Annotated in this window: 15 protein-coding genes; 8 read left to right on the top strand and 7 right to left on the bottom strand. The window is 71.8% G+C overall.

Annotated features, from left to right (window positions below):
* The gene (locus ACVW2K_RS08085) at positions 1–1,236 is read left to right on the top strand and encodes an ABC transporter ATP-binding protein (RefSeq protein ID WP_051549553.1); all 1,236 of its coding nucleotides are present in this window, start codon (positions 1–3) and stop codon (positions 1,234–1,236) included.
* On the opposite strand, the gene ACVW2K_RS08080 is transcribed toward ACVW2K_RS08085, so the two are convergent.
* Positions 1,233–1,826 (bottom strand): DUF1707 SHOCT-like domain-containing protein, encoded by a 594-nt coding sequence (locus ACVW2K_RS08080; protein ID WP_051549554.1) that lies wholly within the window; start codon positions 1,824–1,826, stop codon positions 1,233–1,235. The two genes, ACVW2K_RS08085 and ACVW2K_RS08080, sit on opposite strands and share 4 nt — an antisense overlap.
* 37 nt (positions 1,827–1,863) lie before the next feature.
* Between ACVW2K_RS08080 and ACVW2K_RS08075 the strand changes: the two genes are divergently transcribed.
* Positions 1,864–3,558: a fumarate hydratase gene (locus ACVW2K_RS08075; RefSeq protein ID WP_457202148.1), complete on the top strand. Its 1,695-nt coding sequence runs from the start codon at positions 1,864–1,866 to the stop codon at positions 3,556–3,558.
* Between the two features lie 10 nt (positions 3,559–3,568).
* Here the strand turns inward: ACVW2K_RS08075 and ACVW2K_RS08070 are convergent, their stop codons facing one another.
* The gene (locus ACVW2K_RS08070; protein WP_457202147.1) at positions 3,569–3,781 is read right to left on the bottom strand and encodes a hypothetical protein; all 213 of its coding nucleotides are present in this window, start codon (positions 3,779–3,781) and stop codon (positions 3,569–3,571) included.
* A 41-nt stretch (positions 3,782–3,822) separates the two neighbouring features.
* Here ACVW2K_RS08070 and ACVW2K_RS08065 point away from each other — a divergent pair, with 41 nt between their 5' ends.
* Positions 3,823–4,506, top strand: coding sequence for a spermidine synthase (locus ACVW2K_RS08065; protein WP_457202146.1), 684 nt, complete (start codon positions 3,823–3,825; stop codon positions 4,504–4,506).
* Positions 4,503–5,894 carry a class II fumarate hydratase gene (locus tag ACVW2K_RS08060; RefSeq protein ID WP_457202145.1) on the top strand — a complete coding sequence of 464 codons (1,392 nt, stop codon included), beginning with the start codon at positions 4,503–4,505 and terminating at the stop codon, positions 5,892–5,894. Before ACVW2K_RS08065 ends, ACVW2K_RS08060 begins: the two co-directional genes overlap by 4 nt.
* Positions 5,895–5,907: 13 nt before the next feature.
* Here the strand turns inward: ACVW2K_RS08060 and ACVW2K_RS08055 are convergent, their stop codons facing one another.
* The 3 genes from ACVW2K_RS08055 to ACVW2K_RS08045 form a co-directional block, all read right to left on the bottom strand.
* A complete protein-coding gene (locus ACVW2K_RS08055; protein WP_457202144.1) occupies positions 5,908–6,570 on the bottom strand; it encodes an aggregation-promoting factor C-terminal-like domain-containing protein in 663 nt (220 codons plus the stop codon).
* A 255-nt stretch (positions 6,571–6,825) separates the two neighbouring features.
* Positions 6,826–8,118: a PhoH family protein gene (locus ACVW2K_RS08050; RefSeq protein ID WP_231496315.1), complete on the bottom strand. Its 1,293-nt coding sequence runs from the start codon at positions 8,116–8,118 to the stop codon at positions 6,826–6,828.
* Between the two features lie 454 nt (positions 8,119–8,572).
* The gene (locus ACVW2K_RS08045) at positions 8,573–9,346 is read right to left on the bottom strand and encodes an isoprenyl transferase (RefSeq protein ID WP_028639171.1); all 774 of its coding nucleotides are present in this window, start codon (positions 9,344–9,346) and stop codon (positions 8,573–8,575) included.
* 97 nt (positions 9,347–9,443) lie between these two features.
* Between ACVW2K_RS08045 and trhA the strand changes: the two genes are divergently transcribed.
* From trhA to ACVW2K_RS08030, 3 genes are all read left to right on the top strand, one after another.
* Positions 9,444–10,163 (top strand): PAQR family membrane homeostasis protein TrhA, encoded by a 720-nt coding sequence (gene trhA / locus ACVW2K_RS08040; RefSeq protein ID WP_028639172.1) that lies wholly within the window; start codon positions 9,444–9,446, stop codon positions 10,161–10,163.
* Between the two features lie 58 nt (positions 10,164–10,221).
* A complete protein-coding gene (locus tag ACVW2K_RS08035) occupies positions 10,222–11,259 on the top strand; it encodes a serine hydrolase domain-containing protein (protein ID WP_457202143.1) in 1,038 nt (345 codons plus the stop codon).
* A gap of 82 nt (positions 11,260–11,341) precedes the next feature.
* Positions 11,342–12,694 carry a flavin-containing monooxygenase gene (locus tag ACVW2K_RS08030; RefSeq protein WP_457202142.1) on the top strand — a complete coding sequence of 451 codons (1,353 nt, stop codon included), beginning with the start codon at positions 11,342–11,344 and terminating at the stop codon, positions 12,692–12,694.
* Here the strand turns inward: ACVW2K_RS08030 and ACVW2K_RS08025 are convergent.
* Complete coding sequence (locus tag ACVW2K_RS08025; RefSeq protein ID WP_457202141.1) at positions 12,670–13,902, bottom strand: MFS transporter; 1,233 nt, start codon at positions 13,900–13,902, stop codon at positions 12,670–12,672. The two genes, ACVW2K_RS08030 and ACVW2K_RS08025, sit on opposite strands and share 25 nt — an antisense overlap.
* Before the next feature lie 55 nt (positions 13,903–13,957).
* Between ACVW2K_RS08025 and ACVW2K_RS08020 the strand changes: the two genes are divergently transcribed.
* Complete coding sequence (locus ACVW2K_RS08020; RefSeq protein WP_457202140.1) at positions 13,958–14,935, top strand: DUF5937 family protein; 978 nt, start codon at positions 13,958–13,960, stop codon at positions 14,933–14,935.
* Here the strand turns inward: ACVW2K_RS08020 and ACVW2K_RS08015 are convergent.
* Complete coding sequence (locus ACVW2K_RS08015) at positions 14,913–16,847, bottom strand: thioredoxin domain-containing protein (protein ID WP_457202139.1); 1,935 nt, start codon at positions 16,845–16,847, stop codon at positions 14,913–14,915. The two genes, ACVW2K_RS08020 and ACVW2K_RS08015, sit on opposite strands and share 23 nt — an antisense overlap.
* Positions 16,848–16,850: the final 3 nt, after the last annotated feature.

Raw genomic sequence — 16,850 nt, 5'->3', positions numbered from 1 at the left:
GTGGCTGCCATCGACATGAAGAACATCGTCAAGAAGTACGGCGACGGCTTCCCGGCCGTCAACGACGTCAGCATCGACGTGCAGGACGGCGAGTTCATGATCCTCGTCGGCCCGTCCGGCTGCGGGAAGTCCACGCTGCTGCGGATGATCGTCGGCCTGGAGGACATCACCTCGGGCGACATGATCATCGGCGACCGGCGGGTCAACGACCTGGCGCCGCGCGACCGGCACCTGGCGATGGTGTTCCAGAACTACGCGTTGTACCCGCACCTGACCGTCTACGAGAACATCGCGTTCCCGCTGCGCCTCGCCAAGGTGCCGGACGCCGAGGTCGACGAGAAGGTCCGCGCGGCGTCGAAGACCCTCGAGCTCGACGAGCACCTCGAGCGCAAGCCCGGCAACCTCTCCGGTGGCCAGCGGCAGCGGGTCGCGATGGGCCGGGCGATCGTGCGCGAGGCCGACGCCTTCCTCTTCGACGAGCCACTGTCGAACCTGGACGCCAAGCTGCGCGGTCAGATGCGGACCGTGATCGCCCGGCTGCAGAAGAGTCTCGGCATCACCACCGTCTACGTCACCCACGACCAGACCGAGGCCATGACCCTCGGTGACCGGGTCGCCGTGCTCAAGCGCGGCATCCTGCAGCAGCTCGCGACGCCGCGCGAGCTCTACGACCACCCGGGCAACCTCTTCGTCGCCGGGTTCATCGGCTCGCCGCCGATGAACTTCCTCCCCGTGACCGTCGAGGGCACGTCCGCGAAGCTGCCGTTCGGCACCGTCCAGCTGCCCCCCGACAAGGCGAGCAAGGCGGACGGCAAGGGGCTGCTGATCGCCGGCATCCGGCCCGAGCACTTCGAGGACGCCTCGGTGAAGACCGACCAGGGCAGCGGCTCGACGTTCCGCGCCACGGTCGACGTGGTCGAGTGGCTCGGCAACGAGACGTACGCCTACATCCCGTTCGAGGCGCCCCCGGAGGTCGACGCGCAGCTGCGCGAGCTCGAGCGCGACCTGGACGGCGAGCCGATGGGCACCCAGCTCGTGGTGTCGCTGGACGGCGCCAGCCGGATCCGCGAGGGCGAGGAGGCGGAGATCTGGGTGGACGGCTCGAAGATCCACCTCTTCGAACCCGCCACCGGCGAGAACCTCACCGTCGACCGCGAGCGCTGCGGCCGGATCCCCCCACCGGTCGCGGAGGCGGAGGCCGTGTCGCGGGCGCAGGCCGAGCCGGAGGCCGTCTAGGCCTTCCGCTCGACCGAGACGCCGCCCCAGACGGCGACGCCGCGGACCCGCACGGTCGGGGAGCTGTCGTCGACCTCGGCCGGCGTACGCCGCCCCGGGCCGGAGTAGCCGCCCATGATGCCGGTCCCCTCCATCACCACGTTCACGTGCGGGCCGACGGTGATCTGGGCGCCGCCCATGAAGCAGTTGACGGTGATCGTCACCTCCTGGGCGGCGAACTTCGCCTCGCGCAGGTCGAGGTCCGCACCGCCCATCATCGCGAAGATCGAGAGGTGCTGCGGGACGATCCACGCGCCCTTCCGGTCGAAGCCGCCGAGGATCGCGACGTGCCGCTCCCCCACCGGTCCAGGCACCACCGGGGACGGCCGGCGTGCCGGCTGCGGCGGCGAGCCCTGGACCGGCAGGTCGTGGGTGATCGGGACCAGGTCGGCATAGGTGCGCGCCGCGTACGTCGCCTCGAGGCGCTCGTCGAGCTCGGTGAGCTCGAGCCGGCCCTCGCCGGCGGCCTCGCGGAGGATCTCCGCGACGCGGTGCCGGTCGGCGTCCGAGATGCGCATCCGGGCGGGGTCGGGCTCGAGCGGTCCCTCCATGCCGGTCAGCGTAGTCGGGCCGATATTCTCGACGCTCGTGAGCGAACCCCAGAGCCAGCCGGAGTTCCGGTACAGCGACCTCCTCCCGACCGGGACCGACGAGACGCCGTACCGGCTGGTCACGACCGAGGGCGTGTCGACGTTCGAGGCGAACGGCCGGACCTTCCTGCAGGTCTCGCCCGAGGCGATCCAGCGGCTGACCGCCGAGGCGATGCACGACATCTCCCACTACCTCCGACCGGCGCACCTGGCCCAGCTGCGCAAGATCATCGACGACCCGGAGGCGTCCGGGAACGACCGCTTCGTCGCGCTCGACCTGCTCAAGAACGTCAACATCTCCGCCGGCGGCGTGCTGCCGATGTGCCAGGACACCGGAACCGCGATCGTGATGGGCAAGAAGTCCGAGGGCGTGCTCACCGGGGCCGACGACGGCGAGGCGATCTCGCGCGGCGTGTACGACGCCTACACGAAGCTGAACCTGCGCTACTCGCAGCTCGCGCCGCTGACGACGTACGACGAGAAGAACACCGGGACCAACCTGCCGGCGCAGATCGAGATCTACTCGACGCCCTCGCACGGGTCGCCGGAGTACAAGTTCCTGTTCATGGCCAAGGGTGGGGGCTCGGCGAACAAGTCGTTCCTGTTCCAGGAGACGAAGGCGATCCTGAACCCGCAGCGGCTGCTGCAGTTCCTCGACGAGAAGATCCGCTCGCTCGGCACGGCCGCCTGCCCGCCGTACCACCTGGCCGTGGTCATCGGCGGCACCTCGGCGGAGTTCGCGCTGAAGACCGCGAAGTACGCCTCCGCGCACTACCTCGACACCCTGCCGACCTCGGGATCGATGTCCGCGCACGGCTTCCGCGACGTGGAGCTCGAGCAGCGGGTCTTCGAGCTGACCCAGTCGTTCGGCATCGGCGCGCAGTTCGGCGGCAAGTACTTCTGCCACGACGTGCGCGTGGTGCGGCTGCCGCGCCACGGCGCCTCCTGCCCCGTGGCCATCGCGGTGTCCTGCTCGGCGGACCGGCAGGCGCTCGGCAAGATCACGGCCGAGGGCGTCTTCCTCGAGCAGCTCGAGACGGACCCTGCGCACTACATGCCGTCCGCCGGCGTCGCGGAGGACATCGCCGGGGGTGAGGTCGTCTCGATCGACCTCAACCAGCCGATGCCCGAGATCCTCGCCGAGCTGTCGAGGCACCCCGTCAAGACCCGGCTCTCGCTCACCGGCCCGCTGGTGGTCGCGCGCGACATCGCGCACGCCAAGATCAAGGAGCGGCTGGACGCGGGCGAGGAGATGCCGGCGTACCTCCGCGACCACCCGGTGTACTACGCCGGCCCCGCGAAGACGCCCGCCGGCATGGCGTCCGGATCGTTCGGCCCGACCACCGCCGGCCGGATGGACTCGTACGTCGAGCAGTTCCAGGCCGCCGGTGGCTCGATGGTGATGCTCGCGAAGGGCAACCGGTCCAAGGTGGTGACCGAGGCGTGCGGGAGCCACGGCGGCTTCTACCTGGGGTCGATCGGCGGCCCCGCGGCCCGCCTCGCCCAGGACTGCATCAGGAGCCAGGAGGTCATCGAGTACCCCGAGCTCGGCATGGAGGCGGTCTGGAAGATCGAGGTCGAGGACTTCCCCGCGTTCATCGTCGTCGACGACAAGGGCAACGACTTCTTCACCGACCCGTCCGGAACCGTCACCGTCCCCGTCTCCGGACTCCGGGTGCGCTCGGCGGAGTAGGCGCCGCGCGTCAGCCGGTCGTCTCGACGTCGTCCTGGTCCGGGTGGCGGTGCTGGTCCGCCGCGAACGTCGGCGCGTCCGGACCGGTGGGGCCGTCGTCGACCTTCCCGCTCTCGCCCTCGGGCTGCCCCGAGACCGCGTCGCCGTCGGAGATCGACTCACCCGGGGCCTTCATCCCGCTGACCTCGGAGACCTGACCCTCGTCCTGCGTGTTCTCAGCCATGGCGGGCAGGTACCCACTTCGCGGTTCCGTACGGTTGCCCCGTGGAGTACGTCGAGATCGCGCGGGCCGAGTCGGAGCGGGGCGAGCTGGTGCTGCGCGAGCGCCGGAACGGCGCCGGGCCGACCACCCTCGAGCTGCGGGCGAACGGCGTGTTCGTGATGGACACCCTCGAGACCGCCACCGAGCAGGCGCTGGCCGAGTCGGCGCTCGCCCAGGTGGCCGACCCGCGGGCGGTGGTCGTCGGCGGGCTCGGCCTCGGGTTCACGATGCACGCGGTGCTCGCCGACAGCCGGGTCCAGAAGTGCGCGGTCGTCGAGATCGAGCAGGCACTGGTCGACTGGATGCGCGACGGGACGGTTCCCCACGGCCCGTCGCTGCTCGCCGACGAGCGGGTCACGGTCGTCGTCGCCGACATCGCGGTGGCACTCGCCGAGGCACCACCCGCGTCGTACGACCTGGTCCTGCTGGACGTCGACAACGGGCCCGGCTACCTGGTGCACGAGGTCAACGCAGAGCTCTACCGCGAGCCGTTCCTCCGGTCCGCGCGCCGGGCGCTGCGTCCCGGGGGCGCCCTCGCGATCTGGTCGGCCGCCGAGACCCCGGAGCTCCTCGACGTCCTGACCGCGGTCTTCGACGACGCACACGGGCACGGGCATCGGGTGCAGCTCCAGGACCGCGACGAGCGGTACTGGCTGTATGTCGCGCGGGTACCGTCCCGGACATGAGCGATGAGGGCGAGTTCAGGACCGAGCACGACAGCATGGGCGAGGTCCGGGTGCCTGTGGACGCGCTGTGGCGGGCGCAGACCCAGCGCGCGGTGGAGAACTTCCCCATCAGCGGTACGCCGATCGAGCCGGCCCTCGTGCACGCGATCGGCCGGGTGAAGGCCGCGGCCGCCACCGTGAACGGCGAGCTCGGCATCCTCGACGCCGACCGGGCCGCCGCCATCGTCGCGGCGGCGACCGAGGTGGTCGAGGGCCGGCACGACGACGGCTTCCCGATCGACGTCTTCCAGACCGGCTCCGGCACCAGCTCGAACATGAACGCCAACGAGGTGATCGCCACCCTCGCGCAGCGCGCCGGCCACGAGGTGCACCCCAACGACCACGTCAACGCGAGCCAGTCCAGCAACGACACGTTCCCCACGGCGATCCACGTCGCGGCCGCGCTCGCGGTCACCGACGACCTGCTGCCCGCGCTCGACATGCTGGCGAGCAGCTTCGAGCGCAAGGCCGAGGAGTTCGCCGGCCTCGTGAAGTCCGGCCGCACGCACCTGATGGACGCGACGCCGGTGATGCTCGGCCAGGAGCTCGGCGGGTACGCCGCCACGGTCCGGTACGCCGCCGAGCGGCTGGAGTCGGTCCTCCCCCGGGTCCGGGAGCTGCCGCTCGGCGGTACGGCGGTCGGCACCGGCATCAACACCCCACCCGGCTTCGCGGAGCGGGTGATCGCCGTGCTCTCCGAGACGGCGGGGCAGCCCTTCACCGAGGCGCGCAACCACTTCGAGGCCCAGGGCACCCGGGACTCGCTGGTCGAGCTGAGCGGCGTGCTGCGGACCTACGCGGTGGGGCTCATCAAGGTCTGCAACGACCTGCGCTGGATGTCATCCGGTCCCACGACCGGGCTCGCGGAGATCCACCTGCCCGACCTCCAGCCGGGGTCGAGCATCATGCCCGGGAAGGTGAACCCGGTGCTGCCGGAGGCGACCCTGATGGTCTGCTTCCAGGTGATCGGCAACGACGCGGCGGTCACCGCCGCCGGCGCCAGCGGCGCGTTCGAGCTGAACGTCGCGATGCCGGTGATGGCGCGCAACGTGCTGGAGTCCGTGCGGCTGCTCGCCGCCTCCTCACGGCTGCTGGCCGAGCGCTGCGTCGACGGCATCACCGCGAACGCCGAGCGGATGCGGCAGTACGCCGAGTCCTCGCCATCGGTCGTGACGCCGCTGAACAGGTTCATCGGCTACGAGGCCGCGGCGAAGGTCGCCAAGCAGGCGCTGGCCGACGGCGCGACGATCCGGGAGACCGTGCTCGCGCTGGGGTACGTCGAGCGCGGCGAGCTCACGGAGGCGCAGCTCGACGAGGCGCTGGACGTGGAGTCGATGACGCACCCGTGACTGCGTCGTACCCCTAGTACCAGCCGTAGGACTCGGAGTGACCCCAGGCGCCGCACGGGCTGCCGTACCGGTCCCGGATGTAGCCGAGGCCCCACTCGATCTGGGTGGCGGGGTTGGTCGCCCAGTCGGCGCCCGCCGACGCCATCTTGGAGCCGGGCAGGGACTGCGGGATGCCGTACGCACCGGACGAGGCGTTCTGCGCGGCGGGATTCCAGCCGCTCTCGCGCATCCAGAGTGAGTCGAGGCAGCCGAACTGGTCGGACGAGAAGCCGAACTGCGGCAGCAGCGCCCGGGCGATGTCGCGCGGGTCGCCGTCGGAGAGCTCGACCCGCTCGGTGACGGCCGGGCCGCCCTCCACCGACAGCGCCGCCTCCTTGGCCGGGTCGGCGGCGTCGCGCCGGTCGCCAGAGCGGGACACGACCGGGGCGCGGTCGCTGTCGGGGACGGATCCGCCCTGCAGGGGCGCCGCGGTGGTCGGCGAGCCGACCTGCTCCGCCGCCGTCGGCGAGAGGCCCGTGGCGTCCTTCAGGACGCCCCCGGACACGGCGACGCCGGTGACGGCCACCGCCACCGAGGACAGGACCACGGTGTTCTTGATGGCCTTCCTCGGCGCTTCGACGAGGGTCCGCTCAGGGACGTGCCGGTGCTTCGGAACGTACTTGGTGCGTTTCGACAAGGGCTCGTATTCGGGTAGACGACTCGGGCGTTCCGCTGTCCCCCGGCGCGCTGTCCCCGATGACGCTCGGCCGGAAGGTCACGAAAAGATCACGGGCCACCCTGCCTGACGAGGGAGGAGGTTGCAAACCGAACGGCCGGATCCGACCTCTGGTCTGCCAGAAGTTCCCGCCTCCCCCGTCACAGCAGTCACACTGGTCTCAGGAGTGGGGAGTTTTCCCCGGCCGACCGGGGAAACCCGCCACTGTCGCCGGCCTCACAGCGTGACGTTCTCCAGCATCTCGGTGACGAGAGCGGCGATCGGGGAGCGCTCGGACCGGGTGAGGGTGACGTGGGCGAACAGCGGGTGCCCCTTGAGCTTCTCGATCACCGCGACGATGCCGTCGTGGCGTCCCACCCGCAGGTTGTCTCGCTGGGCCACGTCGTGCGTGAGCACCACCTTGGAGTTCGCGCCGATCCGGGAGAGCACGGTGAGCAGCACGTTGCGCTCGAGCGACTGCGCCTCGTCGACGATCACGAACGCGTCGTGCAGCGACCGTCCGCGGATGTGGGTGAGCGGCAGCACCTCGAGCATGCCGCGGTCGAGCACCTCGTCGATGACGTCGCGGGACGTGATCGCACCGAGGGTGTCGAAGACGGCCTGGCCCCAGGGCGACATCTTCTCCGACTCCGAGCCGGGCAGGTAGCCGAGCTCCTGGCCCCCGACGGCGAACAGGGGCCGGAACACCACGACCTTCTTGTGCTGGCGGCGCTCCATCACCGCCTCGAGGCCGGCGCACAGCGCGAGCGCCGACTTGCCGGTGCCGGCCCGGCCGCCGAGGGAGACGATGCCGACCTCGGGATCCAGCAGCATCTCCAGCGCGATCCGCTGCTCCGCGGAGCGGCCGTGGATCCCGAAGGCCTCGCGGTCGCCGCGCACCAGGTGGACCTGCTTGTCCGGCCCCACCCGGCCCAGCGCCGTACCGCGGTCGGAGAGCAGCACCAGGCCCTGGTGGCAGGGCATGTCCCGCGCCTCCTCGAGGTCGACGACACCGTCGTCGTACAGCTGGTCCACGTCGACGGAGGCGACCTCGAGCTCGGCCATGCCGGAGTAGCCGCTGTCGGAGTCGCTGATCGCCTCGGCGCGGTACTCCTGCGCGTCCAACCCGACCGCGGACGCCTTGATCCGCAGCGGCAGGTCCTTCGAGACCAGCGTGACGTCGTACCCCTCGTTCGCGAGGTTGCACGCGACCGCCAGGATCCGGGTGTCGTTGTCGCCGAGCCGGAAGCCGGACGGGAGGGACTCCGGGTCGGTGTGGTTGAGCTCGACCCGGACGGTGCCGCCGAGGTCACCGACCGGCACCGGCTCGTCGAGCCGGCCGTTGGTGATGCGGAGCTCGTCGAGCATCCGCAGCGCCGTGCGCGCGAAGAAGCCCAGCTCGGGGTGGTGCCGCTTGCCCTCCAGCTCCGTGATCACCACGACCGGAAGCACGACCTCGTGCTCCTCGAAGCGCTTGAGCGCGCCCGGGTCGGCGAGCAGCACGCTGGTGTCGAGGACGTAGGTGCGCACGGTCGGCGCGGTTCTCGCGGGGGTCCGGGTCTTCGCGGTGGCGGAGGCGGAGCGCTGGGTCTTCGGAGCCTGGTTCGGCACGGTGACACCCCTTCGCAGGCCGACACGTGCACTCGCGCACCGGCCGTGTGGTCAAGCAGACGGACCGGTTCCGACCCGAGCGCCGGAGTGCCGGCTCCCGGTCGCGCGGCAGCGGAGCCACCGTGCTGTGCAGTCGCGATTTCTCACGAACGGGCCTCCCGATACGGAGAGCTTCCCCACTCCCCGATGTTTGGAAAGTACGCCGGTACCCGGTCGGTTCCCGGTCGACACGCCAGAACGCGTGATGAACCGTGGATGAGGCCCCGGACCCCGCCCGAGGAGGGGGTTGTCCGCCGAAACCCGACCGACACGCCGGGGGGCGCCGGCGTGTCGCGCGAGTTTCACCGGCTGACCGGAGAAACCCGACGTGTCGTCACGCCCCGAACCGCCGCTCCCGCAGCGCGTAGGCGCGGATCGCACGGAGGAAGTCGACCCGGCGGAAGTCCGGCCAGTACGCCTCGCAGAAGTAGAACTCCGACTTCGCGCTCTGCCAGAGCAGGAAGCCGCCGAGCCGCTGCTCGCCGGACGTGCGGATCACCAGGTCCGGGTCGGGCTGGCCCTTGGTGTAGAGGTGCTCGGAGATGTGCTCGACGTCGATGATCCCGGCCAGCTCCTCCATGGAGGTGCCCTGGGCCGCGGCCTCGGTGAGCAGCGAGCGGACGGCGTCGGCGATCTCGCGCCGGCCGCCGTACCCGACGGCGACGTTGACGAGCATCCCGTCGACCTCGCGGGTGGCCTCCTCGGCGGCCTTGAGCTTCTCGGCGACCGGGGCCGGCAGCAGGTCGAGCGCGCCGACCGGGTGGATCCGCCACTTCTGCTGGTCGGCCAGCGAGGCGACGGCCTCGCCGATGATGTCGAGCAGCGGCGCCAGCTCGCGCTCGGGCCGGTTGAGGTTGTCGGTCGAGAGCAGCCACAGGGTGACCACCTCGATGCCGACCTCGTCGCACCAGCCGAGCAGCGGCTCGATGTTCGCGGCGCCCGCCTGGTGCCCGTGCGCGGTGTCGCGGCCGACGGCCTTCGCCCAGCGGCGGTTGCCGTCCAGCATCACGCCGACGTGCTTGGGGACCGAGTCCGGCATCCGGCGCAGCATCCGCGCCTCGTACGCCGGGTAGAGCACCCGCCGGAGTCCGCGTTTCCAGTCCGCCACCCCCCGATCCTACCGGCGCGACGTTGCTCACAGGGTGACTCCGGCGATCCCCCGGCGTGGGGTTTCTCGTGACCGACCCGCCGGTAGGGTCGAGGACATGAACCAGTCGATGCGGGCCGGCGTCGACGCGCTCCAGGACGCCGTTGCCGACCTCCGGGCCGACATCAAGCCCCGGCTCCGCGGCTGGCTGCACCTCGGTACGGCGCCGCTCACGCTGGTCGCCGGGATCGTGCTGGTCTCCCTCGCCCCGACGACCGCCGCACGCCTCGGGTCGGCGGTCTTCATCGGATCCGCGCTGGTGCTGTTCACCGTCTCGGCGATCTACCACACCGGCACGTGGTCGCCGCGGGTGTGGGCGTTCCTCCGCCGCTTCGACCACGCGAACATCTTCCTGTTGATCGCCGGCTCCTACACGCCGTTCAGCCTGCTGCTCCTCGAGGGCACGCAGCGCACGGTGCTGCTCGCGACCGTCTGGGCCGGCGCGATCCTCGGCGTCGGCTTCCGGGTGTTCTGGACCGACGCCCCGCGGTGGCTCTACGTGCCGATCTACATCGGGCTGGGCTGGGCCGCGGTCTTCTTCATGCCGAGCCTGTTCGACGGGGCCACCCGGCTCGGCGTCGGCATCGGCATCGCGACGTTCACGATGATCTGCGTCGGCGGCGCGCTCTACACGTTCGGCGGCGTCGTCTACGGCTTCCGGCGGCCGGACCCGTGGCCGCGCTGGTTCGGCTTCCACGAGGTGTTCCACACGTTCACGATCCTCGCGTTCGTCGCGCACTACGTCGGCGTCTCGATGGCGGTCTACGCGCTCCGCTGACGAGCCGGGGCGACGGCAGGCCGTTGCCCGGACTAGAACATGTTCTTAGAGTGCGGGGGTGCCCGGAACCGCCCACTCCGCCTTCGCGCCCCTCGCCGAGCTCTTCGAGGCCAACCTCGCCGACGGCACCGACACCGGCGCCTCCCTCGCGGTGGTGCACGACGGTGAGCTGCTCGCCGACCTGTGGGGCGGCCAGGCGGCGCCCGGGCGGGCCTGGGACCGCGACACGCTCGTCCACACCTGGTCGATCACCAAGACCATGTCGGCGCTCACCATGCTCGTGCTCGCCGACCGCGGCGTCGTCGACCTGGACGCGCCGGTCGCGACGTACTGGCCCGAGCTCGCCCGCGACGACGTGCTGGTCCGCCACGTCCTCTCCCACACGTCCGGGTACGCCGGGTGGACCGAGCCGCTCGACGCCGCCGGGCTGATGGACCTGCCGTACGCCGAGGCGATGCTGGCGGCCCAGCAGCCCTGGTGGGAGCCGGGCACCGCGTCCGGGTACCACATGCTCAGCCACGGGCACCTGCTCGACGGGATCGTGCGCGGCGCCACGGGGTCGACGCTGGCCGAGCAGTTCCGCACGCTGGTCGCCGAGCCCTTGGGCGCTGACTTCCACCTCGGCGTGCCCGAGGACGCGCTCGGTCGTTGCGCGGATCTCGTCGCACCGCCGCAGGGCACCATCGACGTCGCAGCCCTGCCGGAGGGCAACCTGCTGGTGCCGACGCTGGCGAACCCCTTGATCGACGTCGGCGGCTTCTGCAACACCGCGCCGTGGCGCCGGGTGTCGGTGGCGGCCGCCAACGGCCACGGCAACGCCCGCTCGGTCGCGCGGATCCAGAGCGTCGTCTCCCACGGCGGCGAGGTGGACGGCGTACGCCTGCTGTCGAAGGAGATGCTGGACCGGATCTTCGAGGTCCAGGCCGACGGCCCCGACCTGGTGCTGCTGGTCCCGCTGCGGTGGGGCATCGGCTACGCGCTCCCCCACCCGACGGCGCCGGCGGTCCCGGAGGGCCGGTCTGCTGGTGGACCGGGTACGGCGGGTCGATCGTCGTCAACGACCTGGACCGCCGCACCACCGTCGCCTACGCGATGAACCGGATGGTCGGCCACTTCACGTCGTCGCCGCGCACGGACGGCTACCTGCGCACCGCGTTCGCCTGTCTCGAGGGGGTCCTGTGACCGTCAGCCCGCCCCTGGTCTGCATCATCGGCGCCGGCTGCTCCGGCATCACGACGGCCAAGCGGCTCAAGGAGCACGGGATCGACTACGACCAGTTCGAGCTGTCCGACGACGTGGGCGGCAACTGGTACTTCCGCAACCCCAACGGCCACTCCGCCGTCTACGAGTCGCTGCACATCGACACCTCCACGACGCGGCTGCAGTTCGAGGACTTCCCCGCGCCCGAGGACTGGCCGCACTTCCCGCACCACACCCTGATCCACCAGTACTTCCGCGACTACGTCGACCACTTCATGCTGCGCGACCGGATCGCGTTCAACACCGGGGTCGAGCGCGCCCGCCGCTCCACCAGTTCAACCGGGGCGGACGGGTGGGACGTGCAGCTCAGCACCGGCGAGACGCGGCAGTACACGGACCTGGTCGTCGCGAACGGCCACCACTGGCAGCCGCGGCTGCCCGACTACCCCGGCACCTTCGACGGGGTCCTCATGCACAGCCACGCCTACGTCTCGCCGTTCGAGCCGGTGGAGATGCGCGGCAAGCGGGTGATCGTGGTGGGGATGGGCAACTCGGCGATGGACATCGCCAGCGAGCTGTCCGCGCCCTGGATGGCGGAGAAGCTCTACGTGTCCGCGCGACGCGGCGTGTGGGTGCTGCCGAAGTACCGCAACGGCCAGCCCGCCGACAAGGTGATGGCGCCGCCGGACATCCCCAAGGAGCAGGCCCTGGCGGCCGCGCGCACGCTGATCCGCGAGCTGGTCGGCAGCATGAGCACCTACGGCCTGCCCGAGCCGGATCACGAGCCGCTCGCCGCGCACCCGTCGGTGAGCGCGGACTTCCTCACCAAGGCCGGCTCGGGCGACATCCACATGCTGCCGGCCATCGACCGGCTGGACGGGCACACCGTGCACCTCGCCGACGGCAACACCGTGGACGCCGACGTGATCGTCTGCGCGACGGGCTACGAGATGCGGTTCCCGTTCTTCGAGGACACCGAGCCGGACCTGCACCCCGACGACGAGCACCGCTACCCGCTGTTCAAGCGGATGATCAAGCCCGGCGTCGACCACCTCTTCTACCTCGGCCTCGCGCAGTCGTCGCCGACGATCGTCAACCTCGCCGAGCAGCAGTCGAAGCTGCTGGCGAGGCTGCTCGACGGGAGCTACGTGCTGCCGAGCGCCGCGGAGCAGGAGCGGATCATGCGCGCCGACGAGGCCGCGCACCTCGAGCAGTACTACTCAGCCCCACGGCACACGATCCAGATCGACTTCGGCCGCTACTGCCTGGACCTGATGGCCGAGATCGCGGCCGGCGAGGAGCGCGCTCAGGCGGCGAGCCCGACCGCCTGAGGGGTACGCCGCGCGGCCCGCGACGCCAGGACGCCGACGGCGGCTCCGGCGGCGGCGAACAGGACGGCGAGGAAGGCCCAGCCCGGGAACCCGTGGTCGACCGCGGTGGCCGTCACCAGCGCCGGCGCGACCATGCTCGCCAGCGCGTACCCGGTCTGCGTCAGCCCCTGGTAGGCGCCGGCGCTCGCGGCGTCGGCCAGCTCGAAGGCGAGCCCCCACCCGCCGGCCTCGCACCAGATCTCCGCCCAGGTCCCGAGCAGCTCCGCGGACACCAGCAGCGCGACGGCGGCCACGGCGCCGACGCTGCCGGCCGCGGCGTACAGCAGGCAGCCGGCCGCCAGCAGCAGGCTCCCCCGCCGGACCGTGCGGCCCGCAATCGCGATGTCGTGGGTGCCGCGCGCGGCGCGCACCTGGAACAGCGCGACCACGACCGTGTTGAGGACGAGCAGCACCGAGATGACGACGGTCGGCGCCTCGGTGCGCGTCACGATCCACAGCGGGACGCCGACGCTGGTCATCGAGAACTGCATCGCGATCACCGAGTTCAGCGCGACCGAGGTGACGTAGGTGCGGTCGCGCAGCGGTGACCGTCCCCGGACCCGGTCGGGGTCGAGGTGGACGTCCATCACCGCCGCGAAACCCGGGACCGTGCGCAGTGCGAGCAGCGGGACCGTCGACGCAGCGAGGAGCACGGCGACGACGACCATCGTGGTGCGGTACGCCGCCGCGGTGTCGACCAGCAGGGCGAGGGCGGCGAGGACCGTGCCGAGACCGATGAAGACGTTGGTGACGACGCGCAGCCGCGCGCGCACCTCCACCCGGTCGGCACCGGTGAACCACCGTGCCTGGAGCGCCGCCTTGGCGGAGCCCTGGAGGCTCCGGCTGCCCACGGCGACGCACGCCACGACGGTGAAGGCGAGCGCCGAGCCGGCGAACACGTAGGCGAGCATCGCCAACCCCTGCACGGCGTTGGCGACCAGCTGGAGCCGGTCGGCCCCGACCCGGTCGGCGGCGTACCCGCCGAGGAACGACGCCAGCACGCCGACCGCGCCGGCGACGGTGAGGCCGAGTCCGACCGTCGTCGCCTCGAGCCCGATGACGCGGGTGAAGTACAACGCGCTGACGCTGTAGAACAGGCCGGTCGCGAGCGACGCGGAGGCGGTCGTCAGGGTCAGCGAGCGGTGCACGGGTTCGTCGGGCAGGAGCACGGGACAGTTCTGTCACGGCCGACGGCAGCGCACCAACGATGTAGCGTATGGCTTCATGGCCGGGCTGATCGAGTACGAGCTGGCCGGTGCCGACCTCGGCGAGGTGCGCTTCGCGCTGTCGCCGATGAACGAGCTGGCACTGTCCCTGCGGACCTGGCGCGAGCCGGGCCGCTACCCGCTCATGCTGCCGTGGCTGCACCTGACCGAGCCCGCCCGCGCGGGCCTCGATCGCGAGCTGCTGCTCGCGCTCACCAACGAGAAGCTCTGGACGCCGGACTTCCTCACCCCGCGGCCCCGCTCGCCGCTGACCCGCTTCGACGACGAGCTCGCGGCCGTGGCGGCCACGCCGCTGGACGTGGTGCGCGACGACCTCGACGAGGTGCACCCCGGCGCCCGGCCGGCGGCGCTCACCGGGCGGCGGGACCGGCTGCTGAAGCGGATCGTCAGCGAGCTGGCGGCGTACTGGGAGGCCTGCTTCGAGCCGTGGTGGCCGCGGATGCGGACCGTGCTCGAGGCCGACATCGTGTTCCGCGGCCGAACCATCGCGCGCGAGGGCCTGGCCGCGATGTTCGCGGACCTGTCGCCGCGGATCCGGCTCGTCGACGACGTGGTGCGGGTGGAGATGACCTCGAAGGTCGGGTTCCGCCGGTCGACCGCCGGCGAGGGGCTCACGCTGGCGCCGTCGCTGTTCACCCGGAACGCGACCGCGCCGATCTCGGCGCAGGAGGCGCCGCTGATCATGTACGGCGCCCGCGGGGTCGGCACGCTCTGGGAGAGCGAGCCACCCGGCGCACGGGACGCGCTGGCGGACCTGCTCGGCGGCGTCCGGGCGCGGCTGGTCGGGCTGCTCGAGTCACCGGCGTCGTCGACCGAGCTCGCGGTGCGGCTCGGCGTGACCACGAGCGCCGTGAACCAGCACCTCCGCGCCCTGCGCGACGGCGGGCTGCTGACCTCGGCCCGGCACGGTCGGTCGGTGCTCTACCTGCGCTCCGACCTCGGCGACCGGCTGGTCAGCGCCTCAGCGCAGCGCTGAGCTCCTCGACCGTCGTCACCGGGCGCTCGCAGACGAGGTGGCGGCAGACGTACGCCGCCGGCCGTCCGTCGACCCGGTCCCGCCCGACCAGGAGCGGGACGTCGTCACGGGGACCCTCGGCGACGACCACCACGGCGTTCGGGTCGCGACGGGCGACCTTCTCCAGCGCGTCGCGGTCCTTCCCCGGCGCACCGACGATCGCCACCTCGACCGGGCCGTCGAGCATCGACTGCGCGGCCGCCAGGGACCAGCCGGCGAACCGTGGTGCCTGTTCGGCGAGCTGCGCGACCGTCGCCAGCGCGGCCTCGGCGGCGTCGCGGTGCCGCCCCGAGCCGGTGATCGCGGCGTACGCCGCCAGGGCGTGCACCATCGACGAGAGCCCGGACGGGTAGGCGTTGTCGGACGGATCCCGCGGGCGCGCCACCAGCACCTCGGCGTCGTCGGCGGTGTCGAAGAACCCACCGTCCTCGGCCGCGAAGTGCGTCAGCGCGACCTCGAGGATCGTCCCCGCGCGCTGCAACCAGTCCACGTCACCGGTCACCTGGAACAGGTCGAGGAACCCGGCCGCGACGCAGCCGTGGTCCTCGAGCACCCCGGCCGGCGTACCGACGACGCCGTCGCGGGAGACGCGGCGCAGGCGGCCGTCGACGACGTGCACCTCCCAGATCAGCTCGGCCGCCCGCTCGGCCTCCTCGACATACCCCGCCCTGCAGAGGCCGCTGATCGCGAGGCCGTTCCAGGAGGCGACGACCTTGTCGTCGCGAGCCGGCCTCTCGCGGCGCTCGCGGGCGGCGAGCAGCTTGATCCGACACTGCAGCCAGCGGTTCCAGTCGTCGGGATCGCGACGCAGCTGGAGCGTCGAGGCACCGCGCTCGAAGGTGCCGGCGTCGGTCACCGAGAGCAGGTCCGCGACCCAGGCCCCGTCCTCGGGACCGAGCACCTCGACGAGCTGCGCCGGCGTCCAGACGTAGTACGTGCCCTCCTCGCCCTCGGAGTCGGCGTCCAGGGCCGAGGCGAACCCGCCGTCCTCGGTCAGCAGCTCCTCGAGCAGGAAGTCGGCGATCTCGCTGGCGACGATGTCACCGAGCCGGGTCCCCCACCCGGCGTAGACCCGCATCAGCAGGGCGTTGTCGTACAGCATCTTCTCGAAGTGCGGCACCACCCAGTCGCCGTCGACGGAGTAGCGCGCGAACCCACCGGCGAGCTGGTCGTTGATGCCGCCGCGGGCCATCGCCTCCAGGGTCGCGCCGAGCATCCGGCGCTCGCCGTACCGGAGCAGGAACTCCAGGACCATCGACGGCGGGAACTTCGGGGCGCCGCCGAAGCCAGCCGACCGCGGGTCGAACTCCCGGGCCAGCGTGGCCACGGCCCCGTCGAGGACCTCGGCGGTGATCGGGCCCGCGGCGAGCACGGCGTGCTGGTTCAGGTGCTCGCGCAGCGTCGCGCCGACCCGGGCCACCTCGTCGGCCCGGTTGGCCCAGGCGTCGGTCAGCGCCTCGAGCACCTGCCGGAACGACGGCTGCCCGTGCCGCGGCTGGTCCGGGAAGTAGGTGCCGGCGAAGAACGGGTTGCCGTCGTGGTCGAGCACGACCGTCATCGGCCAGCCGCCGTGCCCGGTCATGGACGTGGTCGCCTGCATGTAGACCGCGTCCACGTCGGGTCGTTCCTCGCGGTCCACCTTGACGCTCACGAAGTGCTCGTTGAGGTACGCCGCGGTCGCCTCGTCCTCGAACGACTCGTGCGCCATCACGTGGCACCAGTGGCAGGCGGCGTACCCGACGGACAGCAGCACCGGCAGGTGCCGCCGGCGGGCCTCCTCGAACGGTTCCGGTCCCCACTCCCACCAGTCGACCGGGTTGTCGGCGTGCTGGAGCAGGTACGGCGAGGTCGCGTCCTTCAGGCGGTTGACCATGGA

Source organism: Nocardioides sp. HB32 (assembly GCF_054058995.1).
This window is presented reverse-complemented; position numbering and strand designations above follow the sequence as displayed.